The 16,236-nt window shown below is 71.5% G+C and carries 13 protein-coding genes; 6 read left to right on the forward strand and 7 right to left on the reverse strand.

Annotated elements, in window-relative coordinates; all coding sequences use genetic code 11:
* Positions 1–146: 146 nt before the first annotated feature.
* The 4 genes from Q9S78_RS00840 to dnaK are packed head-to-tail and all read right to left on the reverse strand — an operon-like array spanning position 147 to position 4,042.
* A complete protein-coding gene (locus tag Q9S78_RS00840; RefSeq protein WP_116227653.1) occupies positions 147–581 on the reverse strand; it encodes a heat shock protein transcriptional repressor HspR in 435 nt (144 codons plus the stop codon).
* Between the two features lie 10 nt (positions 582–591).
* Entirely contained in the window at positions 592–1,575 is a 984-nt protein-coding gene (locus Q9S78_RS00845; RefSeq protein ID WP_116227654.1) for a DnaJ C-terminal domain-containing protein, read from the reverse strand.
* 11 nt (positions 1,576–1,586) lie between these two features.
* A complete protein-coding gene (locus Q9S78_RS00850; protein WP_116227655.1) occupies positions 1,587–2,177 on the reverse strand; it encodes a nucleotide exchange factor GrpE in 591 nt (196 codons plus the stop codon).
* Positions 2,178–2,179: 2 nt separating this feature from the next.
* On the reverse strand, positions 2,180–4,042 hold the full coding sequence (gene dnaK / locus Q9S78_RS00855) for a molecular chaperone DnaK (RefSeq protein WP_116227656.1): 1,863 nt from the start codon (positions 4,040–4,042) through the stop codon (positions 2,180–2,182).
* Between the two features lie 178 nt (positions 4,043–4,220).
* Here dnaK and Q9S78_RS00860 point away from each other — a divergent pair, with 178 nt between their 5' ends.
* Together Q9S78_RS00860 and Q9S78_RS00865 are read left to right on the forward strand one after the other, a co-directional pair.
* Positions 4,221–4,772: a GNAT family N-acetyltransferase gene (locus tag Q9S78_RS00860; RefSeq protein ID WP_311868241.1), complete on the forward strand. Its 552-nt coding sequence runs from the start codon at positions 4,221–4,223 to the stop codon at positions 4,770–4,772.
* 47 nt (positions 4,773–4,819) lie between these two features.
* Positions 4,820–6,226 (forward strand): MFS transporter, encoded by a 1,407-nt coding sequence (locus tag Q9S78_RS00865; protein ID WP_116227658.1) that lies wholly within the window; start codon positions 4,820–4,822, stop codon positions 6,224–6,226.
* 98 nt (positions 6,227–6,324) lie between these two features.
* Here Q9S78_RS00865 and Q9S78_RS00870 read toward each other — a convergent pair whose 3' ends face one another.
* Genes Q9S78_RS00870 through Q9S78_RS00880 form a run of 3 tightly spaced genes read right to left on the reverse strand, consistent with a single transcriptional unit; the run spans position 6,325 to position 10,347 of the window.
* The gene (locus Q9S78_RS00870; RefSeq protein WP_512699416.1) at positions 6,325–7,122 is read right to left on the reverse strand and encodes an NADPH-dependent F420 reductase; all 798 of its coding nucleotides are present in this window, start codon (positions 7,120–7,122) and stop codon (positions 6,325–6,327) included.
* Complete coding sequence (locus Q9S78_RS00875; RefSeq protein WP_311868249.1) at positions 7,019–9,364, reverse strand: glycoside hydrolase family 95 protein; 2,346 nt, start codon at positions 9,362–9,364, stop codon at positions 7,019–7,021. The genes Q9S78_RS00870 and Q9S78_RS00875 overlap by 104 nt, the downstream gene beginning before the upstream one ends.
* Positions 9,361–10,347: an aldo/keto reductase gene (locus Q9S78_RS00880; RefSeq protein ID WP_020098466.1), complete on the reverse strand. Its 987-nt coding sequence runs from the start codon at positions 10,345–10,347 to the stop codon at positions 9,361–9,363. Before Q9S78_RS00880 ends, Q9S78_RS00875 begins: the two co-directional genes overlap by 4 nt.
* Before the next feature lie 97 nt (positions 10,348–10,444).
* On the opposite strand from Q9S78_RS00880, the gene Q9S78_RS00885 reads away from it, so the two are divergent.
* The 4 genes from Q9S78_RS00885 to Q9S78_RS00900 are packed head-to-tail and all read left to right on the forward strand — an operon-like array spanning position 10,445 to position 16,230.
* Positions 10,445–11,590, forward strand: a complete 1,146-nt coding sequence (locus Q9S78_RS00885; RefSeq protein ID WP_311868255.1) for an ROK family transcriptional regulator — start codon at positions 10,445–10,447, stop codon at positions 11,588–11,590.
* Entirely contained in the window at positions 11,583–12,530 is a 948-nt protein-coding gene (locus tag Q9S78_RS00890) for an N-acetylglucosamine kinase (protein WP_311868259.1), read from the forward strand. The genes Q9S78_RS00885 and Q9S78_RS00890 overlap by 8 nt, the downstream gene beginning before the upstream one ends.
* Complete coding sequence (locus Q9S78_RS00895; RefSeq protein ID WP_311858204.1) at positions 12,527–13,285, forward strand: glucosamine-6-phosphate deaminase; 759 nt, start codon at positions 12,527–12,529, stop codon at positions 13,283–13,285. Before Q9S78_RS00890 ends, Q9S78_RS00895 begins: the two co-directional genes overlap by 4 nt.
* Positions 13,282–16,230: a glycoside hydrolase family 2 TIM barrel-domain containing protein gene (locus Q9S78_RS00900; RefSeq protein WP_311868262.1), complete on the forward strand. Its 2,949-nt coding sequence runs from the start codon at positions 13,282–13,284 to the stop codon at positions 16,228–16,230. Before Q9S78_RS00895 ends, Q9S78_RS00900 begins: the two co-directional genes overlap by 4 nt.
* The last annotated feature ends 6 nt before the right edge of the window (positions 16,231–16,236 follow it).

Here is a 16,236-nt window from a genome sequence, read left to right on the forward strand (position 1 = left end):
CCCCCGGCATCCGCCCCTCTGTGGACGACTCCTCGCGCTCACCACCCGGGCAGAAGGCTCGACCCGACGCGAACTGTCGGCATCCGTCGGTCGTGAGTGCAGTTCGCGTCGGCTCGACGAGCCGGACCCGGGCCGGCGCCGGCGCGTCAGTCAGTCGGCGGGTGCGGGCGGTATAGGACGACGTCGGTCGCGCGGCGCACGCGCGTGCCCTGGCGGAGCGTGACGACCGAGCCGGTCGCGCCGGCGGCGAACACGCGGGCACCGCGGCGTGTGGCGACCTCGTCGCGCAGGCGACCCTGCAGTCCCGAGACCTCGCGGCGCAGCATCCGCACCTGGTTCTCGAGCTCGATGATGCGCGAGATGGCCGGGAGGCTCACGCCGTCAGCCGACATCTGCGCCACTTCGCGCAGCTGCGCGACGTGACGGAGGGAGTACCGGCGCGACCCGCCACGGGTGCGCGCCGGTACCACGAGTCCCAGCCGGTCGTACTGACGCAGCGTCTGCGGGTGCATGCCGGCGAGCTCAGCTGCCACCGCGATCGCCAGGATCGGGGCGTCTTCGTCGACCTGCTCGTTCGCCATGCGTCTCACCTCACTCGCGCGCCTTGGCCATCAGATCGGCGCGCGGGTTCTCCTTGGGCTCCAACTCGTGGAAGCGTTCCAGCGCTTCGCGCGCGGGTCCGTCGAGGTGGGTCGGGACGGCGACCTGGACCTCGGCGAGCAGGTCGCCGGTGCCCTTCGCCGTCTGCACCCCGCGGCCCTTCACGCGCAGCACGCGCCCGGACGGGGTCCCCGGCGCGACGCGCAGCTTGACGCTGTCGCCGCCGAGCGTCGGGACCTCGATGGTCGCACCCAGCGCCGCCTCGGTGAACGTGACGGGAACATGGATGCGGAGGTTCAGCCCCTCGCGCGTGAAGACGGGATGTGGGCGCACACCGACCGTGAGGACGATGTCACCCGCCTCGCCGCCGTCCGGCGAGGGCCGGCCGCGACCGCGCAGCTTGATCTTCTGCCCGTCCGAGACCCCTGCGGGGATCTTCACCTTGATGGGCTTGCCGTCGTCGCCCTGGAGCGTGATGGTGTCGCCCTTCACGGCCGTCGTGAAGTCGAGCGTCGTGCGGGCGGTGACGTCGGCTCCGCGCTGCGGGCCGCCGAAGCCGCGGAATCCACCGCTCGGCTGCCCGAAGCGACCGGAGCCGAACCGGCCCCCGCCCTGCTGCCCGAACATCGCGAAGAGGTCGTCGAAGTCGGCCTGCTGGCCGCCCGCGCCGCCGGGCTGGAACCGGCTGAACACGTCTTCGAACCCGCCGCTAGCCCCGGGCTGGAAGCGTGCACTCCCCGAGCCCATGGCGCGCAGCTGGTCGTACTCGGCGCGCTGCTCCTTGTCGCTGAGCACCGAGTACGCCTCGCTGACCTCTTTGAACTTCGCCTCGGCCGCGGGGTCCCCCGCGTTCGAGTCGGGGTGGTAGGTGCGCGCCAGCTTGCGGTACGTCTTCTTCAGGTCGGCGTCGGAGACGTCCTTGGACACCCCGAGCACCTTGTAGAAGTCCTTGTCGAACCAATCCTGACTGGCCATCAGCGCGCCCCCTACTCAGCCGGAACCGCGACCACGACCTTCGCCGGACGCAGCTCGAGGTCACCGAGGCGGTAACCGATCTCGACGACCTCGAGGATCGTCGGCTCGGTCGTGCCGGGCGTGGGCGCCTGGAAGATCGCCTCGTGCTGCTGCGGGTCGAACGCGTCGCCCGCAGCGCCGTAACGCTCCACTCCCAGGCGGGCCACGACGGCCCGCATCTTCTCGGCGATCGCCGCCAGCGCGCTGCCCTCGGCGAGGTCGCCGTGCTTCTCAGCGCGGTCGAGGTCGTCGAGCACGGGGAGCATCCCCTTCGCGACGGCGCCCTTGGCGCGCGCGAGCTCCACCTCGCGCTGCTCCTCAGTGCGGCGACGGTAGTTGGCGTACTCCGCCTGCACGCGCTTCAGGTCGAGGAGCAGGTCGTGCTCCTCCTCCGGTGCATCCGCGACAGCAGCCTCGTCGGACTGGGCCGCGCCGAGGATGTCGTCGACCGTGAGCGCGTCCGGCTCCGTGTCGGCATCCCCGGCGGGCTCCACCGACTCCTCGGCCGGGGTCGCGGCGACGTCGTCGCCCTCGTCCGGCTTCTCGAAGTCCTTGTCCGCCATGCTTACTTCTTCTCGTCCTCGTCGTCGACGACCTCGGCGTCGACGACATCCTCATCGGAGGATGCCGTCTGCTCGCCGGCCGGAGCATCGGTCGGCGCCTGTGCGGCGTCGGCCTGGCTCGCGGCGTAGATCGCCTCGCCGATCTTGGTCTGCGACGCGTTCAGCTTGTCGTAGGCGTCCTTGACGGTGTCGTCGTTGTCGCCCGCGAGCGCCGTCTTGAGCGCGTCGACGTCGGCCTGGACCTCGGTCTTGACGTCCTCGGGCAGCTTGTCGGCGTTCTCGCTGAGGAGCTTCTCGATCGAGTACGAGAGCGTCTCGGCCTGGTTGCGGACCTCGGCGGCCTCACGGCGCTTCTTGTCCTCGGCCGCGTGCTCCTCGGCCTCGCGCACCATGCGCTCGATGTCGTCCTTCGGCAGCGACGAGCCGCCGGTGATCGTCATCGACTGCTCCTTGCCGGTGCCCTTGTCCTTCGCCGACACGTGGACGATGCCGTTCGCGTCGATGTCGAACGTGACTTCGATCTGCGGGATGCCGCGGGGTGCCGGCGCGATGCCGGTGAGCTCGAACGTGCCGAGCGGCTTGTTGTCGCGGGTGAAGTCGCGCTCACCCTGGAAGACCTGGATGGCCACCGACGGCTGGTTGTCGTCGGCGGTCGTGAAGGTCTCGCTGCGCTTGGTCGGGATGGCCGTGTTGCGCTCGATGAGCTTGGTCATGATGCCGCCCTTGGTCTCGATGCCGAGGCTCAGGGGGGTGACGTCGATGAGCAGCACGTCCTTGCGCTCACCCTTGAGGACACCGGCCTGCAGGGCGGCGCCGACAGCGACGACCTCGTCCGGGTTGACGCCCTTGTTGGGCTCCTTGCCGGCTTCCTTCTTCACGAGCTCGCTCACGGCGGGCATACGCGTCGATCCACCGACGAGCACGACGTGGTCGATGTCGGCGACCTTGATGCCGGCCTCGCGGATGACGTCCTCGAACGGCTTCTTGGTGCGGTCGAGGAGGTCCTTGGTGAGGTCCTCGAACTTCGCGCGGCTCAGGGTCTCGGACAGCGACACGGGGCCCGAGTCGGTCAGAGAGAGGTAGGGCAGGTTGATCGAGGCCGACTGCGAGCTCGAGAGCTCCTTCTTGGCCTGCTCAGCGGCTTCCTTCAGACGCTGCAGGGCGATCTTGTCGCCCGAGACGTCGACACCGCTCGTGTCCTTGAACTGCTTGATCAGGTACTCGACGATGCGCTGATCCCAGTCGTCACCACCGAGGCGGTTGTCACCGGCGGTGGAGCGCACCTGGATGGTCGAGAAGTCGTCGTCCTTGCCCACCTCGAGGAGGGAGACGTCGAAGGTTCCACCACCGAGGTCGAAGACGAGGATGAGCTCGTCCTCCTTGCCCTTGTCGAGGCCGTACGCGAGAGCGGCGGCGGTGGGCTCGTTGATGATGCGGAGCACGTTGAGGCCCGCGATCTCACCGGCCTCCTTCGTGGCCTGACGCTCGGCGTCGTTGAAGTAGGCGGGGACGGTGATGACAGCATCCGTCACCGTGTCACCGAGGTACTGCTCGGCGTCGCGCTTGAGCTTCTGGAGGATGCGGGCCGAGATCTCCTGCGGCGTGTAGTTCTTGCCGTCGATCGCCTGGGTCTTCCAGTCGGTGCCCATGTGGCGCTTGACGGAGGTCAGGGTGCGGTCGACGTTCGTGACGGCCTGGCGCTTGGCGGTCTCGCCGACGAGCACCTCGCCGTCCTTCGTGAACGCGACGACCGACGGGGTCGTGCGAAGACCCTCGGCGTTGGCGATGACCTTCGGCTCGCCACCTTCGAGGACGGCGACGACCGAGTTGGTCGTTCCGAGGTCGATTCCCACTGCACGTGCCATGTGATTCTCCTTCGTGTGGCGATTGCGTAGATCTGAAGTCTTCCGGCGGCTCTGGCCACAACCTGAGCCGCGATGACTCAAGGCTACTCCGGCCCTCGCCGACCGTCAAACCAACTTGAGCCGATGCATATCAAGTTTGCAGGCTCGGCGTGATCGCGATCGCCGTTAGCGTGGACGGATGCCGATCCGCCTGACGCCCCTCGATCCCACCGGCGCCGACCGCGAGGCTTTGATCTCGTTCATGACGTCGCAGTCGTTCCCGTGCCACGTGCGGACCGATCCCACGGCGGCGCAGATCGCAGAGGCGATCGACGACGGCGCGTACGCCGACGAGGATCATGCCTCGTTCTGGATCGACTCGGACGCGGACGGCCGGATCGGGTTCTTCCGGCTCGAGGACCTCAGCGACGACGCTCCCCTGTTCGACCTGCGGCTGAATGCCGCGCACCGCGGCCGCGGGCTCGCGACGGACGTCCTGCGCGTGGCGACCGACCACGTCTTCACGACGATGCCCGAGGTCAACAGGTTCGAAGGGCAGACACGGGAGGACAACATCGCGATGCGGCGGGTATTCGTCCGCTGCGGCTGGGTGCAGGAGGCCTATTACCGCGAGGGGTGGCCGACCGATGACGGGCGACTGCTGGCATCCGTCGCCTACAGCGTCCTCCGCCGCGACTGGCGCGACGGCACCGTCACACCCGTGGTCTGGGATCCCCCGCGGGAAGCCTGACGCGCCACGTCACCGGCGCGCCGTGAACGCGCGGTAGGGTGCGGCTCATGACGCGTTCCACCGGCGGGACGCCCGAGATCCCCGCCACCGCCGACAGCGGCGCCCTCCCCGTGATGTTCCAGGACCTCGAGGAGCGTCCCGTCCCTCGCAGGAACGTCGCGTCCTGGGCGATGTGGGACTGGGCGACGCAGCCCTTCAACTCGGTCATCCTGACCTTCGTCTTCGTCTCGCTGTACCTCGTGTCCGACACGTTCCTGCCCGAGAACGTCGCCCGCCTCGCCGACGACGACCCGATCAAGGAGTCGGCTCTGGCGGACCTGTCGACCGGCTACGGACTCGTGTCGACGATCGCGGGACTGGCGATCCTGCTGCTCGCGCCGATCCTCGGACAGGTCGCCGACCGCAAGGGCCGCAAGAAGCGGTGGCTGCTCATCGCGACGGCCCTCCTCGCGCTGCTCCAGTTCAGCCTGTTCTTCGTCTTCGCCGACCCGTCGTACTTCTGGCTCGGCGCGATCCTCGTGTCGCTCGGTGCCGTCGCGTCCGAGATCGCCGGCGTCAACTACAACGCCCTGCTCGTGAGCGTCTCGACGCCGCGCACCGTCGGCAAGGTGTCGGGGCTCGGCTGGGGACTCGGCTACATCGGCGGCATCCTGGCCCTCGTCGCGGTCGTCGTCCTGAACGCCGTCGAGTGGTTCGGCCTCGACACGTCGGGCGGCCTCGCCTACCGCCTCATCGCGGCCGGCTGCGCGGTGTGGACGATCGTCTTCGCGATCCCGCTCTTCCGGAACGTCCCCGAGCCGCCGGCTCCCCCGGGTGAGCCGCCGCTCGGATTCGCCGCCTGGTTCCGGGCGTTCTTCCGCTCGATCCGCGACCTGTTCCGCTCGCACCGACCGACGGCGTGGTTCCTGCTCGCGAGCGCCGTCTACCGCGACGGACTCGGCGGCGTCTTCGCCTTCGGCGGTGTGCTCGCGGCCGTGGCATTCGGGTTCTCGCCGAACGAAGTCATCCTCTTCGGCATCGCCGCCAACCTCGTGGCGGGCATCTCGACGGTCCTCGCCGGCCGCCTCGACGATCGGTACGGCGCCCGCGCGATCATCCTCACGTCGCTCGTGGGGCTCGTCGTCTCGGCACTGGGAGTGTTCCTGCTGCACGACGCGGGCAAGCTCCCGTTCTGGATCCTCGGGCTCGCGCTCTGCGCCTTCGTCGGCCCTGCGCAGGCCTCGACGCGCTCGCTCCTCGCCCGCGTCACGCCGGAGCACATGCAGGGCGAGGTGTTCGGCCTCTACGCGACGACCGGACGCGTCGTCAGCTTCTTGGCTCCGGGCATGTGGACGCTGTTCATCGCCGTCTTCGGTGCGACCTACTGGGGCATCCTCGGCATCGCGATCGTGCTCGTCGTCGGCCTCGTGCTCATGCTCTTCGTGAAGCTGCCGCGGCCGGCGCACCTGCGCTGACCGCGGCAGCTCCCGCGAACGCGTCGACCCGACGCATCCGGCATCCATTCACCGCGAATGGACGCAGGTCGCGTCGGGTCGACGAGGGATGCCGGGGCTCAGCGCTCCGCGCGGGCGAGGTTCTCGCGCAGCTCGTCGGCGGTCTGGCGCACGACGTAGGCGGGCTGGTCGCGCTCGACGCGCCAGCTCTCGTCGAGACCGCCGACGTTGACGGTGTCGAAGCCAAAGTCGTCGTAGATCTTCGTGATGAAGGTGACGGCGTCGGCCGAGTCGCTCGAGGTCGCCAGCGCGCGGCGGCCGGGCGTGCCGGCGGGGGCGCCGTCGGCGAGGATGTCGGCGGCCGGGATGTGGTTGAAGCCCTTCACGACGGTCGACTGCGGCAGGCGCTCCTGCAGCATGCGCGACGTGGTGGTCTTCTTCTCGTCGAGCTCGGCGATGTGACCGTCGCGCTCCCAGTAGTAGTTGTTCGTGTCGACGACGAACTTGCCGGCGAGCTCGTCGACGGGGAGTCCGTCGATGGCCTTCAGCGGGATGGTGACGACGACCCACTCGCCGAAGGCTGCGGCATCCTTCGCGGTCAGGGCCTGAGCGTTCTCACCGAGTTCGGCGACGAGATCGCTGAGCGTCTCGGGACCGCGCGAGTTGCTGATCGCGACCTGGTGCCCCTGCGCGACGAGACCGCGCGCGACAGCCGAACCGATGTGACCTGCTCCGATGATTCCTACGTGTGTCATACGTCGGGAGAACGCATGCGCCGGGCGCGCATTCCCGGCACGCGCTGTGCGAACCCGATCACTCGCCGATGAGGACGCTCCACGCGTCGTCGAGCGTCGCCTCGATCTCGCGCTCGCCCGCTCGGAACGTGTGCTCGCCGTGCGCCGAAGCGACGCGCGCACGGGCGCGGGCGGAGGTCACCGCACCGGTGTCATCCCACGCGAGGTCGATCTCGACACCGGGACGGGCCACGAGACCGCGCACGGAACCGGCTCCGAGCGGTGCCGGCCACGACGGCAGCAGCGTGATCGCGTCCCCGTGCGAGTGGACGAGGCACTCCGCGAGGCCGGCGACGTACCCGAGGTTGCCGTCGATCTGGAACGGCGGGTGCGCCGCGAGGAGATTGTCGTAGAGACCGCCGGACTGGTCGCCGCGGTCGATCGACATGTCGCGGAACACGAGCGCGAGCAGGTCCGCGACGCGATCCGCCTGGCCGAGCCGGGCGCGGAGGGCGATCTTCCAGGCGAGCGACCATCCGGTGGACTCGTCCTTGCGGAGATCGAGGAAGCGGGATGCCGCGGCCCCGAGCTCCGGCGTGAGGGCTCCGGTCCCCGGGTAGGCGAACACGAGCGGCGACAGGTGCCGGTGATGGGGGTCGACGGCCTCGCGGCCGCCGGGCCACTCGGCGATCGAGCCGTCCTCGATCGGGATCTCGGGCAGCCCGGCACGGGCGTCCTGCGCCTGGGCGACGAGCGGATCGTCCTCGTGGCCGAGGTGGTGCGCGAGGCGCAGGAACTCGTCGAGGTGCGCCCGCAGCAGCACGATGTCGAGGGTGGCGGACTCGGCGACGGCAGCCGAACCGCCGTCGCGGGTGCGGAAGGTGTTCTCGGGCGACGTCGACAGCGCGGTGCCGCGCTCGCCCGACTCGGCCTGCGTCATCCAGGCGAGGGCGAAGGCGGTCGCCCCCCGCAGCAGACGGAACGCGCGGCGGCGCTCGGCCTCGTCGGCGACACCGAACGCGTCGCGCTCGGCGAGGTGCCGGCAGAGCCAGAAGCCCGCCATCGGCCAGAACGCCCAGGCGGCGTCGTGCACGCCGTCACCGACGGGTTGGGTGTAGCCCCAGGCATCCGTGTTGTGGTGGGCGACCCAGCCGGGGGCGTCGTACAGCCGTCGCGCCGTCTCGGCGCCGCTGTCGGCGAGCGCCTCGATGAGGGCGAGGAGGGGCTCCTCGGTCTCGCTGAGATTGGCGGTGTGGGCGCCCCAGTAGTTCATCTCGACATTGATGTTCGTCGTGTAGTTCGAGCTCCAGTCGGGGCGGAGCTCCTCGTTCCAGATGCCCTGCAGGGTCGCGGGCAGTCCCCCGGGTCGCGAGGCCGAGATCAGCAGGTACCGGCCGTAGTGGAACAGAAGGGCGGCGAGCCCCGCGTCCCGGCCGATGTCGACCGCGCCGTCCTCGGCGAGGTCGCGCAGGCGTTCGGCGGTGTCGCGCTCCGGGTCCGGCGCGACGCCGATCGCGAGTTCGGCCCGGGCGTACAACCTCGCGTGGTCGGCGAGCTGCGCCGCCCGCACCTGGTCGAGACCCGCGGCGATCGCGTTGTCGACACGTTCGGTCGCGCGGCGGGCCGCGGCACGCTCGGTGCCCACCGGCATCCGTCCCATACCGGTGAAGGTCGTCGCGGTCGCGAGGACGACGGTCACCCGGGTCGCGCGCAGCACGCGTCCGCCGCGCACGGGAGTGCCGTCGGTGACGATGCGCGCGTGCAGGGCTCCCCGCACCGAGGCGGCGTCGTCCTCGTACACGACGGGTTCGTCGACCTCGTCGTGCGGGGGCGTCACGTCGGAGGGTGCCTGCACGAGCAGGGTGGTGGCGGTGTCGATCTCGACGCGGCCGAGTTCGCGCAGCTGCGTCTCGAGCTCGACGCGGACGTCGATCGGCTCGTCGCTCTCGAGCTCGTGGACGAGCACGCCGTGCGGGGCGCTGATCCACGTGCGGTGGCTCAGCCCCGCGCCGGCGCGGGTGCCGGTGGCGACGTGGGTCGCCGTCGCCAGGTCGAGCTCGCGACGGTAGTCCTCGACCTCGTCGGAGGTCGCGCCGTCGATGCGCAGGCGCAGGTCGGCGAACGGAAGGAACGACTGCGCGTGGCGGTGCTGCAGGCGGCGGACGTGACGGTCGGCATCCTCTTCACGCCCGTCGGCGACGGCGGCGCGGGCCTCGGCGAGCGCGTCGCGCGCCTCATCCGCCGTGACGACGGGCGCAGCGAGCTCGCTCGCGGGGCTTCCCGACCAGAGCGTCTCGTCGTTCAGGCGCAGGAGGGCGTCGGTCGCACCTCCGAAGCACATCGCCCCCAGCGCACCGTTGCCGAGGGGCAGCGCCTCGTTCCAGGTCTCCGCGGGTCGGCGGTACCACAGGACGTGCTCTGTCATCGTTCTCCCTCGGGCACCAGGCCCTCCTCTGCGAGGCCGCGCCAGAAGTCCTCGGTCGGCGGCTCGTTCATGTATCCGGCTGTCTGCGCGACGTGCGATGCCTTGCCGAGCCCCACCGTCACGTTGACCACGGCAGGATGCCGCAACGGGAAGTGCAGGGCGGCGACGGGCAACGGCACTCCGCGCGCCGCGCACGCGTCCGCGAGCCGTACAGCTCGACGATAGACGGCTTCGGGCGCCGTGCCGTATTCATAGGGGGCGGCGGGATCGGGATGCGGGGTCGCGAGCAGCCCCGAGTTGTAGACGCCGACCGCGATCACCGCGACCCCGTGCGCGAGCGCCGCGGGCAGGACGTCGGCGGCGGCGGGCTGCTCGAGCAGCGTGTACCGCCCCGCGACCATGGCGACGTCGACCATGTCGGTCTCGATGATGCGGGTGAGGGTGGCGGGGTCCTTCGACCCGACGCCGACGGCCGAGATGACGCCCGCGTCGCGGAGGGCGACGAGCGCGGGGAGCGCTCCGTCGATCGCCTCGTCGACGCGCCCTTCGGGATCGTGCAGGTGCACGATGTCGACCCGGTCCATCCCGAGCCGCTCGAGCGAGGACTCGAGCGAGCGGCGCGCACCGTCGGCCGAGAAGTCCCACCGGCGCCGGGTCGTCGCCTCGACCACGAACCCCTCGTCGTCGAGGCGCCCCGCACCGCTCGGGTCGGGTTCGAGCAGCCGTCCGACCTTCGTCGAGAGGACGAACTCGTCGCGCGGTCGGCGGGCGAGCGCGGCGCCGAGGCGTCGTTCGCTGAGGCCGAGTCCATAGTGGGGAGCGGTGTCGAAGACGCGGATGCCGCTGTCCCAGACGCCGTCGACGATCGCCGTGGCCTCGGCGTCGTCGATCTCCTGGAACAGGTTGCCGAGGGGTGCGGCACCGAGGCCGAACCTTCCCGCCGCGCGGAGGGACTCGGTGGACGGGGAAAGGATGGGGGCCACGGCTGCTCCGATGTCGGGGACGGTGCCGGTGGTCTTGCGGGAGCGGCATCCGTCTGCTTTTATCTCAGAGTAAGACGAAAAGGGCGTCAGGGGAATGATGAGCGGCGAACGCGCGGCGAGCAGGGGCACGGCGACCAACGCCGACGTCACCCGCATCAACCGCACCGCGATCCTCGACGCCCTGCAGGCCGGCGGCTCCCTCACCCGCGCCGAACTCATCGAGGCGACCGGACTCGCCTCGGCGACGGTCCACCGCCTGTGCGCCCGGATGGTCGCCGACGGGCTCCTCGCCGTGGAGCGTGACGCCAGCGGCGTCGGTCGCCCGACGCACCGGTACCGCCCCCTCGGCGAGGCGCGCACCGTCGTCGCCCTCGACGTCACCGCGACCGTCGCCCGCGGGGCGCTCATCGACCTGAACGGCGACATCCGCCACGAAGCCCGCGAATCCCTTCGCGGCGAGGACGGGATGCCGTCGGCATCCTCTCGACTCGACGGCATCGGCCGGCTCGCGGACAGGCTCATCCGAACGGCCGCCGAGCTCGGGACGCCCGCGCAGGGCATCGGCGTATCGGTGCCGGGTGTCGTCGACACCGACGGCGCCGTCAGCGACTCGGTCGAGCTCGACTGGAACGGCGTCGCCGTCCGCGATCTGATGCACCGGCGCACGGGACTCCCCGTCGTCGTCGAGAACGACGCCAACGCCGTCACGATCGGCGAGTGGACCCGGGGCGCCGGGCAGGGCACCGGAGACCTCGCGGCCCTCGTCTTCGGGATCGGCGTGGGCGCCGGGATCGTCTCGGGCGACCGCCTCGTGCGCGGAGCGGGCTCCGCCGCGGGCGAGATCGGCTATCTCATCACCGACCCGACGGCGTTCGCGCAGGACCACGGCACGGGCGGCGATCTCGAGACGCGCGTGCTCGCACTCGGCGCCGCATCGGCCGACGACGCCTCGACGATGGCCGTCCTCGACCGGGGCGACGACGCCCGCGCCGAGCGGCTGCTCGACCACATCGCGATGTCGGTCGCCGCGCTCACCGTGATCCTCGACTGCCGCGTCGTGATCCTCGCCGGGCGCCTGCCGCGACGGACCGACCGACTCATCGACGGCGTCGCGGCGCGACTGGCCGGCCGCATCCCCCGTCCTCCTGCCCTGGTCGTGGGGGCGCTCGGCGAGGACGCGGCCCTCGTCGGGATCGGCCAGCTCACCATCGACCATGTGAAAGGGGCGGTCTATCTTGCCTGAGATCCGGTACCCGACCCCCGACGCGATCGTCGGTGTCGACGTCGGTGGCACGAAGACGCAGGTGCGCGCGCTCGTGGACGGCGAGGTCGTCGACCGCATCGTGCCGAGCGAAATCTGGCGCGTGGGCGCGATCTTCGACGACGCCGAGAACTTCGACCGCCTCGCCCGGCTCGTGACCGACACGGTCGGCACCGCGCCCGCCGTCACCGTCGTCGGCGCCCACGGCATCGACAGCACCCGGCAGCGTCACCAGGCCACGGCTCTGCTCGGCGATCGGATGCCGGGGGTCGTGGCGGTCGTCAACGACGCCGTGCTCCTCGCCCCGGCCATGGGGCTCGAGGCGGCCGTCTGCGTCATCGCGGGGACGGGTTCGGCGATCGTCGGCTTCGACGTCGACGGGGAGCCCGTGACGGCCGACGGCTACGGCTGGCTCATCGCCGACGACGCGAGCGCGCCCGGGATCTCGCGGCGCGCTGCCGTCGCCCTGCTCCGCGCCGTCGACCGCGACGGCGCGAGCGCGATGAGCGACCCGCTCGCGGCGCGCTTCCTCGCCGCCTTCGACGCCCTCGATCACGTCGACCTCGCGCTGCGCTTCCAGGCGAGCGCGAGCGAGGCCTCGTGGGGCGGCTTCGCCCCCCAGGTCTTCGACGCGGCCGCAGCCGGATCGACGATCGCGCACGGAGTGATCGCGGCATCCGCCACCCATCTCGCCGACGCCGTCACGGCGATCCGCGGCCGTGGCGCGCAGGGCACCGACGTCATCGCCGCGGGCGGCGTCATGACCGCGCAACCCCTGCTCGCCGAGCTGCTGCGGGCCGACCTGCAGCGCCACGACGAGGCCCTGCGTCTGCATGTCCTCGACGAACCCCCCGTCGCGGGCGCGCTCGCGCTCGCACTCGCCCACTCCGACGCCCCCTCCCCCCGAAAGGTGCTCTCGTGAGGATCCTGCTCTCCCCCGATGCCGCCGGCGCCGGCGAGATCGCCGCCGCGATCATCGCCTCGTCCGTCGGCGACCGACCCGCTCCCGTCCTCGGCGTCGCGACCGGGTCGAGCCCGCAGCCGCTCTACCGCGCGCTCGCCGACCGCGTGCAGGCGGGTCTCGACCTCTCGCGGGCGGCGGCGTTCGCGCTCGACGAGTACGTCGGCCTGCCGGTCGACCACCCCGAGAGCTACCACGCCGTCATCGCGCGCGAGGTGACCGGGCCGCTCGGCCTCGATCCCGCCCGCGTGCACGTCCCCGAAGGCGCCGCGGCCGATCCCGCCGCGGCCGCCGCACGGTACGAAGCGGCGATCGCAGCCGCCGCCGGCGTCGACCTGCAGATCCTCGGCATCGGCGCGAACGGCCACATCGGGTTCAACGAGCCGGGCTCCGCCGTCGACTCCCGCACACGGGTCGTCGACCTGGCTCCGCGCACCGTCGCCGACAACAGCCGCTTCTTCGACGGCGACGCCGGGCTCGTCCCGACGCGAGCGCTGACGCAGGGCATCGGCACGATCCTCGACGCGCGGGAGATCGTCCTGATCGCATGGGGCGAGTCGAAGGCCGATGCCGTGGCGCGGGCCGTCGAGGGGCCGCAGACCGCGGAACTCCCGGCATCCTTCCTGCAGCGCCACGACCGCGTGACGCTCGTCCTCGACGCCGCAGCCGCCTCGCGCCTCAGCCCCGCATCGCTCCCCGTCGAGGCCGCCCGATGAGCGCGCCCGTCTTCGACGTCGCCCGCATCGGGCCCGGTGAGGGATCGATCGCTCCCCGCACGCGCCTGACGTCCGACGCTCCGACCCAGTCGCTCGACGGGCGCTGGCGGTTCCGTCTCTCGCCGTCCCCCGCGCTCGCACCGCACGACGGCTGGACCGCCGGAGACACGGACGGGTGGGACGAGATCGCCGTCCCCGCGCACTGGAACATGAGCGGGTTCGGCACCCCGGCCTACTCGAACGTGCAGTTCCCTTTCCCGATCGACCCGCCCTACCCGCCCGACGAGAACCCGGTCGGCGACTACGTGCGCCGCATCGACGTCGACGACGCGATCCGACAGGTGACGGATGCCGGGGGCCGCGTGCTCCTGCGCTTCGACGGGATCGAGTCGGCCGCCGACGTCTTCGTCAACGGCACGCGCCTCGGCTCGACCCGGGGCAGCCGCCTGACGCACGAGTTCGACGTCACCGACCACCTCACCGGCACCGGGGACGTCGTCGCCGTGCGCGTCGCGCAGTTCTCGGACGGGACCTACCTCGAGAACCAGGACATGTGGTGGCTGCCGGGCATCTTCCGGAGCGTCACCCTGCTCGCCCGCCCCGTCGGCGGCATCGACGACGCGGTCGTCACGGGCGACTTCGACCACGAGACCGGGCGGGGTGCGGTCGAGGTCACCACGTCGGCCGACGCCGTGCTCGAGATCGCGGAGCTCGGCATCCGCCAGGGCGTCCCCGCCGGGCGCAGCACGGTCGACGCGGGCGAGGTCGGGCCCTGGTCCGCCGAGACGCCGCGCCTCTACACCGCGACCCTCCGCACGGCATCCGAGACCGTGTCGGTGCGCATCGGCTTCCGCCGCGTCCGCGCCGACGACGGCGTGCTGACACTGAACGGACGCCCGATCATGCTCCGCGGCGTCAACCGCCACGAGCACGACCCCGACCGCGGGCGGGTGCACACGACCGAGCTGGCGCGCCGCGATCTCGTCCTGATGAAGCAGCACAACATCAACGCGGTCCGGACGTCCCACTACCCGCCGCACGCCGAGCTGCTCGACCTCGCCGACGAGCTGGGCCTGTACGTCATCGACGAGTGCGACCTCGAGACGCACGAGTACGAGTACGTGTCGTGGCGCGGCAACCCGAGCGACGACCCGGCGTGGGAGGCATCCTTCGTCGACCGCATCCGTCGCACCGTCACGCGCGACCGCACGCACCCGAGCGTGATCATGTGGTCGCTCGGCAACGAGTCGGGCGCGGGCTGCAACATCCGCGCGATGGCGCGGTGGGTGCGTGAGAACGACGGCACCCGCCTCATCCACTACGAGGGCGATCACTCGAGCCGCGACACCGACGTGTACTCGCGGATGTACGCCTCGCACGACGAGGTCCGGCGGATCGGCGAGGAGGCCGACGAGATCGCGCCCGCCGACATCGGCGCGGCCGAGCTGCGGCGCCGGTCGCTCCCCTTCGTGCACTGCGAGTTCGGGCACGCCATGGGCAACAGCCCGGGCGGGGTGAAGGAGTACTGGGACCTCTACGAGCGGTTCCCACGCCTGGCGGGCGGCTTCATCTGGGAGTGGATCGAGCACGCGATCGCGGTCGAGGACGAGCATGGCCGCCGGGCCTTCCGCTACGGCGGCGACTTCGGCGAGTCCGTCCACGACCACAACTTCGTCATCGACGGCCTCATCAGCGCCGACCGCGATGTGCGCCCCGGCCTCGTCGACTACGCCGCGATCGTCGCGCCCGTCGTGATCGAGGTGGATGCCGCGCGTCGCCGCATCCGGCTGCAGAACCGCTACGACCACGTCGACACGAGCCACCTCGCCTTCCGGTGGCGGCGCGAGGTCGACGGCGAGACGGTCGCGCACGGCGAGCTGACCGTTCCTGCCGTCGGACCGCGCCAGCGAGCCGAGGTGCCCCTCCCCGATGAGGCCCGCGTCGTGTCGGGCTCATCCGTCGCCGACGTCCTCACCGTCGACGCCGTGCTGCGCGAGGGGACGAGCTGGGCGTCGGCCGGGCACGTCGTCGCGACCGGTCAGCACGTCGCCGCCGGCACTCCCCGCGTGGGGCAGGCGTCGGCGCCCGAGCCCGACGAGTTCGATCGCCGCGGCCGTCCCCTGCGTCTCGGCTCGCTCGGCGTCGTCGACGGACCGGGCATCGGGATCTGGCGCGCACCGACCGACAACGACCTCTTCCCCGGGTGGGACGAGCCGACGCTCCCGCCGATGGCGGAGCGCTGGGCTCTCGCGCGCATCGACCGGATGCAGACCCGCGTCCGGAGCGTCGAATCGGATGCCGCGGCCCTCGTCGTCGACACCCGCGTCGGCGCACCCTCGTTCGACAGCGGCGTCGACGCGCTGTGGCGCTGGTCGACCGTTCCCGAAGGACTGCTGCTGGAGCTGGACCTGCGCAGCATCGGCTCGTGGGACAACTCCTGGATCGAGAAGGCGCCCTTCTCGTGGACCGTCGACTGGGCCCGACTCGGCATCGACGTGACGTTCGCGGGGGCGCCCGTCGGCATGGAGTTCGCGGGGTACGGCCCCGGTCCGAGCTACCCCGACACCGCGTCGGGCGTCCAGTTCGGCTGGTTCGACGCCGGCGCGGACGACCTCGTCACCCCGCACGTGCGGCCGCAGGAGAGTGGATCGCGACGCGGTGTGCGGACCGCCGTCATCCGCACCACCGAGGGAGGCGTACGCGTGAGCGTCGTCGGCGGCGAGGCCCTCGACGCGGGCGTCGCCCTGACCGTGTCACCGTGGGACCGGACGACCCTCAGCACGACGTCGCACGCGTCGCTCCTGCCGACGCCGACCGCGACCCACGTATCGATCGACATCGCGCAGTCGGGCGTCGGGACGGCGACGTGCGGCCCCGGCGTGCTGCCGCGTCACCGCCTGCCGGCCCGCGACGCGTCGTTCGCACTCCTGTTCGAGACCGCCTGAGGTCCG

Origin of the sequence: Microbacterium aquilitoris, assembly GCF_031932285.1 — a bacterium.
Taxonomy (GTDB): domain Bacteria; phylum Actinomycetota; class Actinomycetes; order Actinomycetales; family Microbacteriaceae; genus Microbacterium; species Microbacterium aquilitoris.

What these genes read in the sequence shown, in the direction of transcription:
- Q9S78_RS00850 (WP_116227655.1), bottom strand. Translation starts at nt 2,177, where the DNA reads ATGGCGGACAAGGACTTCGAGAAGCCGGACGAGGGCGACGACGTCGCC.
- Q9S78_RS00900 (WP_311868262.1), top strand. Translation starts at nt 13,282, where the DNA reads ATGAGCGCGCCCGTCTTCGACGTCGCCCGCATCGGGCCCGGTGAGGGA.
- Q9S78_RS00840 (WP_116227653.1), bottom strand. Translation starts at nt 581, where the DNA reads ATGGCGAACGAGCAGGTCGACGAAGACGCCCCGATCCTGGCGATCGCG.
- dnaK (WP_116227656.1), bottom strand. Translation starts at nt 4,042, where the DNA reads ATGGCACGTGCAGTGGGAATCGACCTCGGAACGACCAACTCGGTCGTC.
- Q9S78_RS00885 (WP_311868255.1), top strand. Translation starts at nt 10,445, where the DNA reads ATGAGCGGCGAACGCGCGGCGAGCAGGGGCACGGCGACCAACGCCGAC.
- Q9S78_RS00845 (WP_116227654.1), bottom strand. Translation starts at nt 1,575, where the DNA reads ATGGCCAGTCAGGATTGGTTCGACAAGGACTTCTACAAGGTGCTCGGG.
- Q9S78_RS00860 (WP_311868241.1), top strand. Translation starts at nt 4,221, where the DNA reads ATGCCGATCCGCCTGACGCCCCTCGATCCCACCGGCGCCGACCGCGAG.
- Q9S78_RS00865 (WP_116227658.1), top strand. Translation starts at nt 4,820, where the DNA reads ATGACGCGTTCCACCGGCGGGACGCCCGAGATCCCCGCCACCGCCGAC.
- Q9S78_RS00875 (WP_311868249.1), bottom strand. Translation starts at nt 9,364, where the DNA reads ATGACAGAGCACGTCCTGTGGTACCGCCGACCCGCGGAGACCTGGAAC.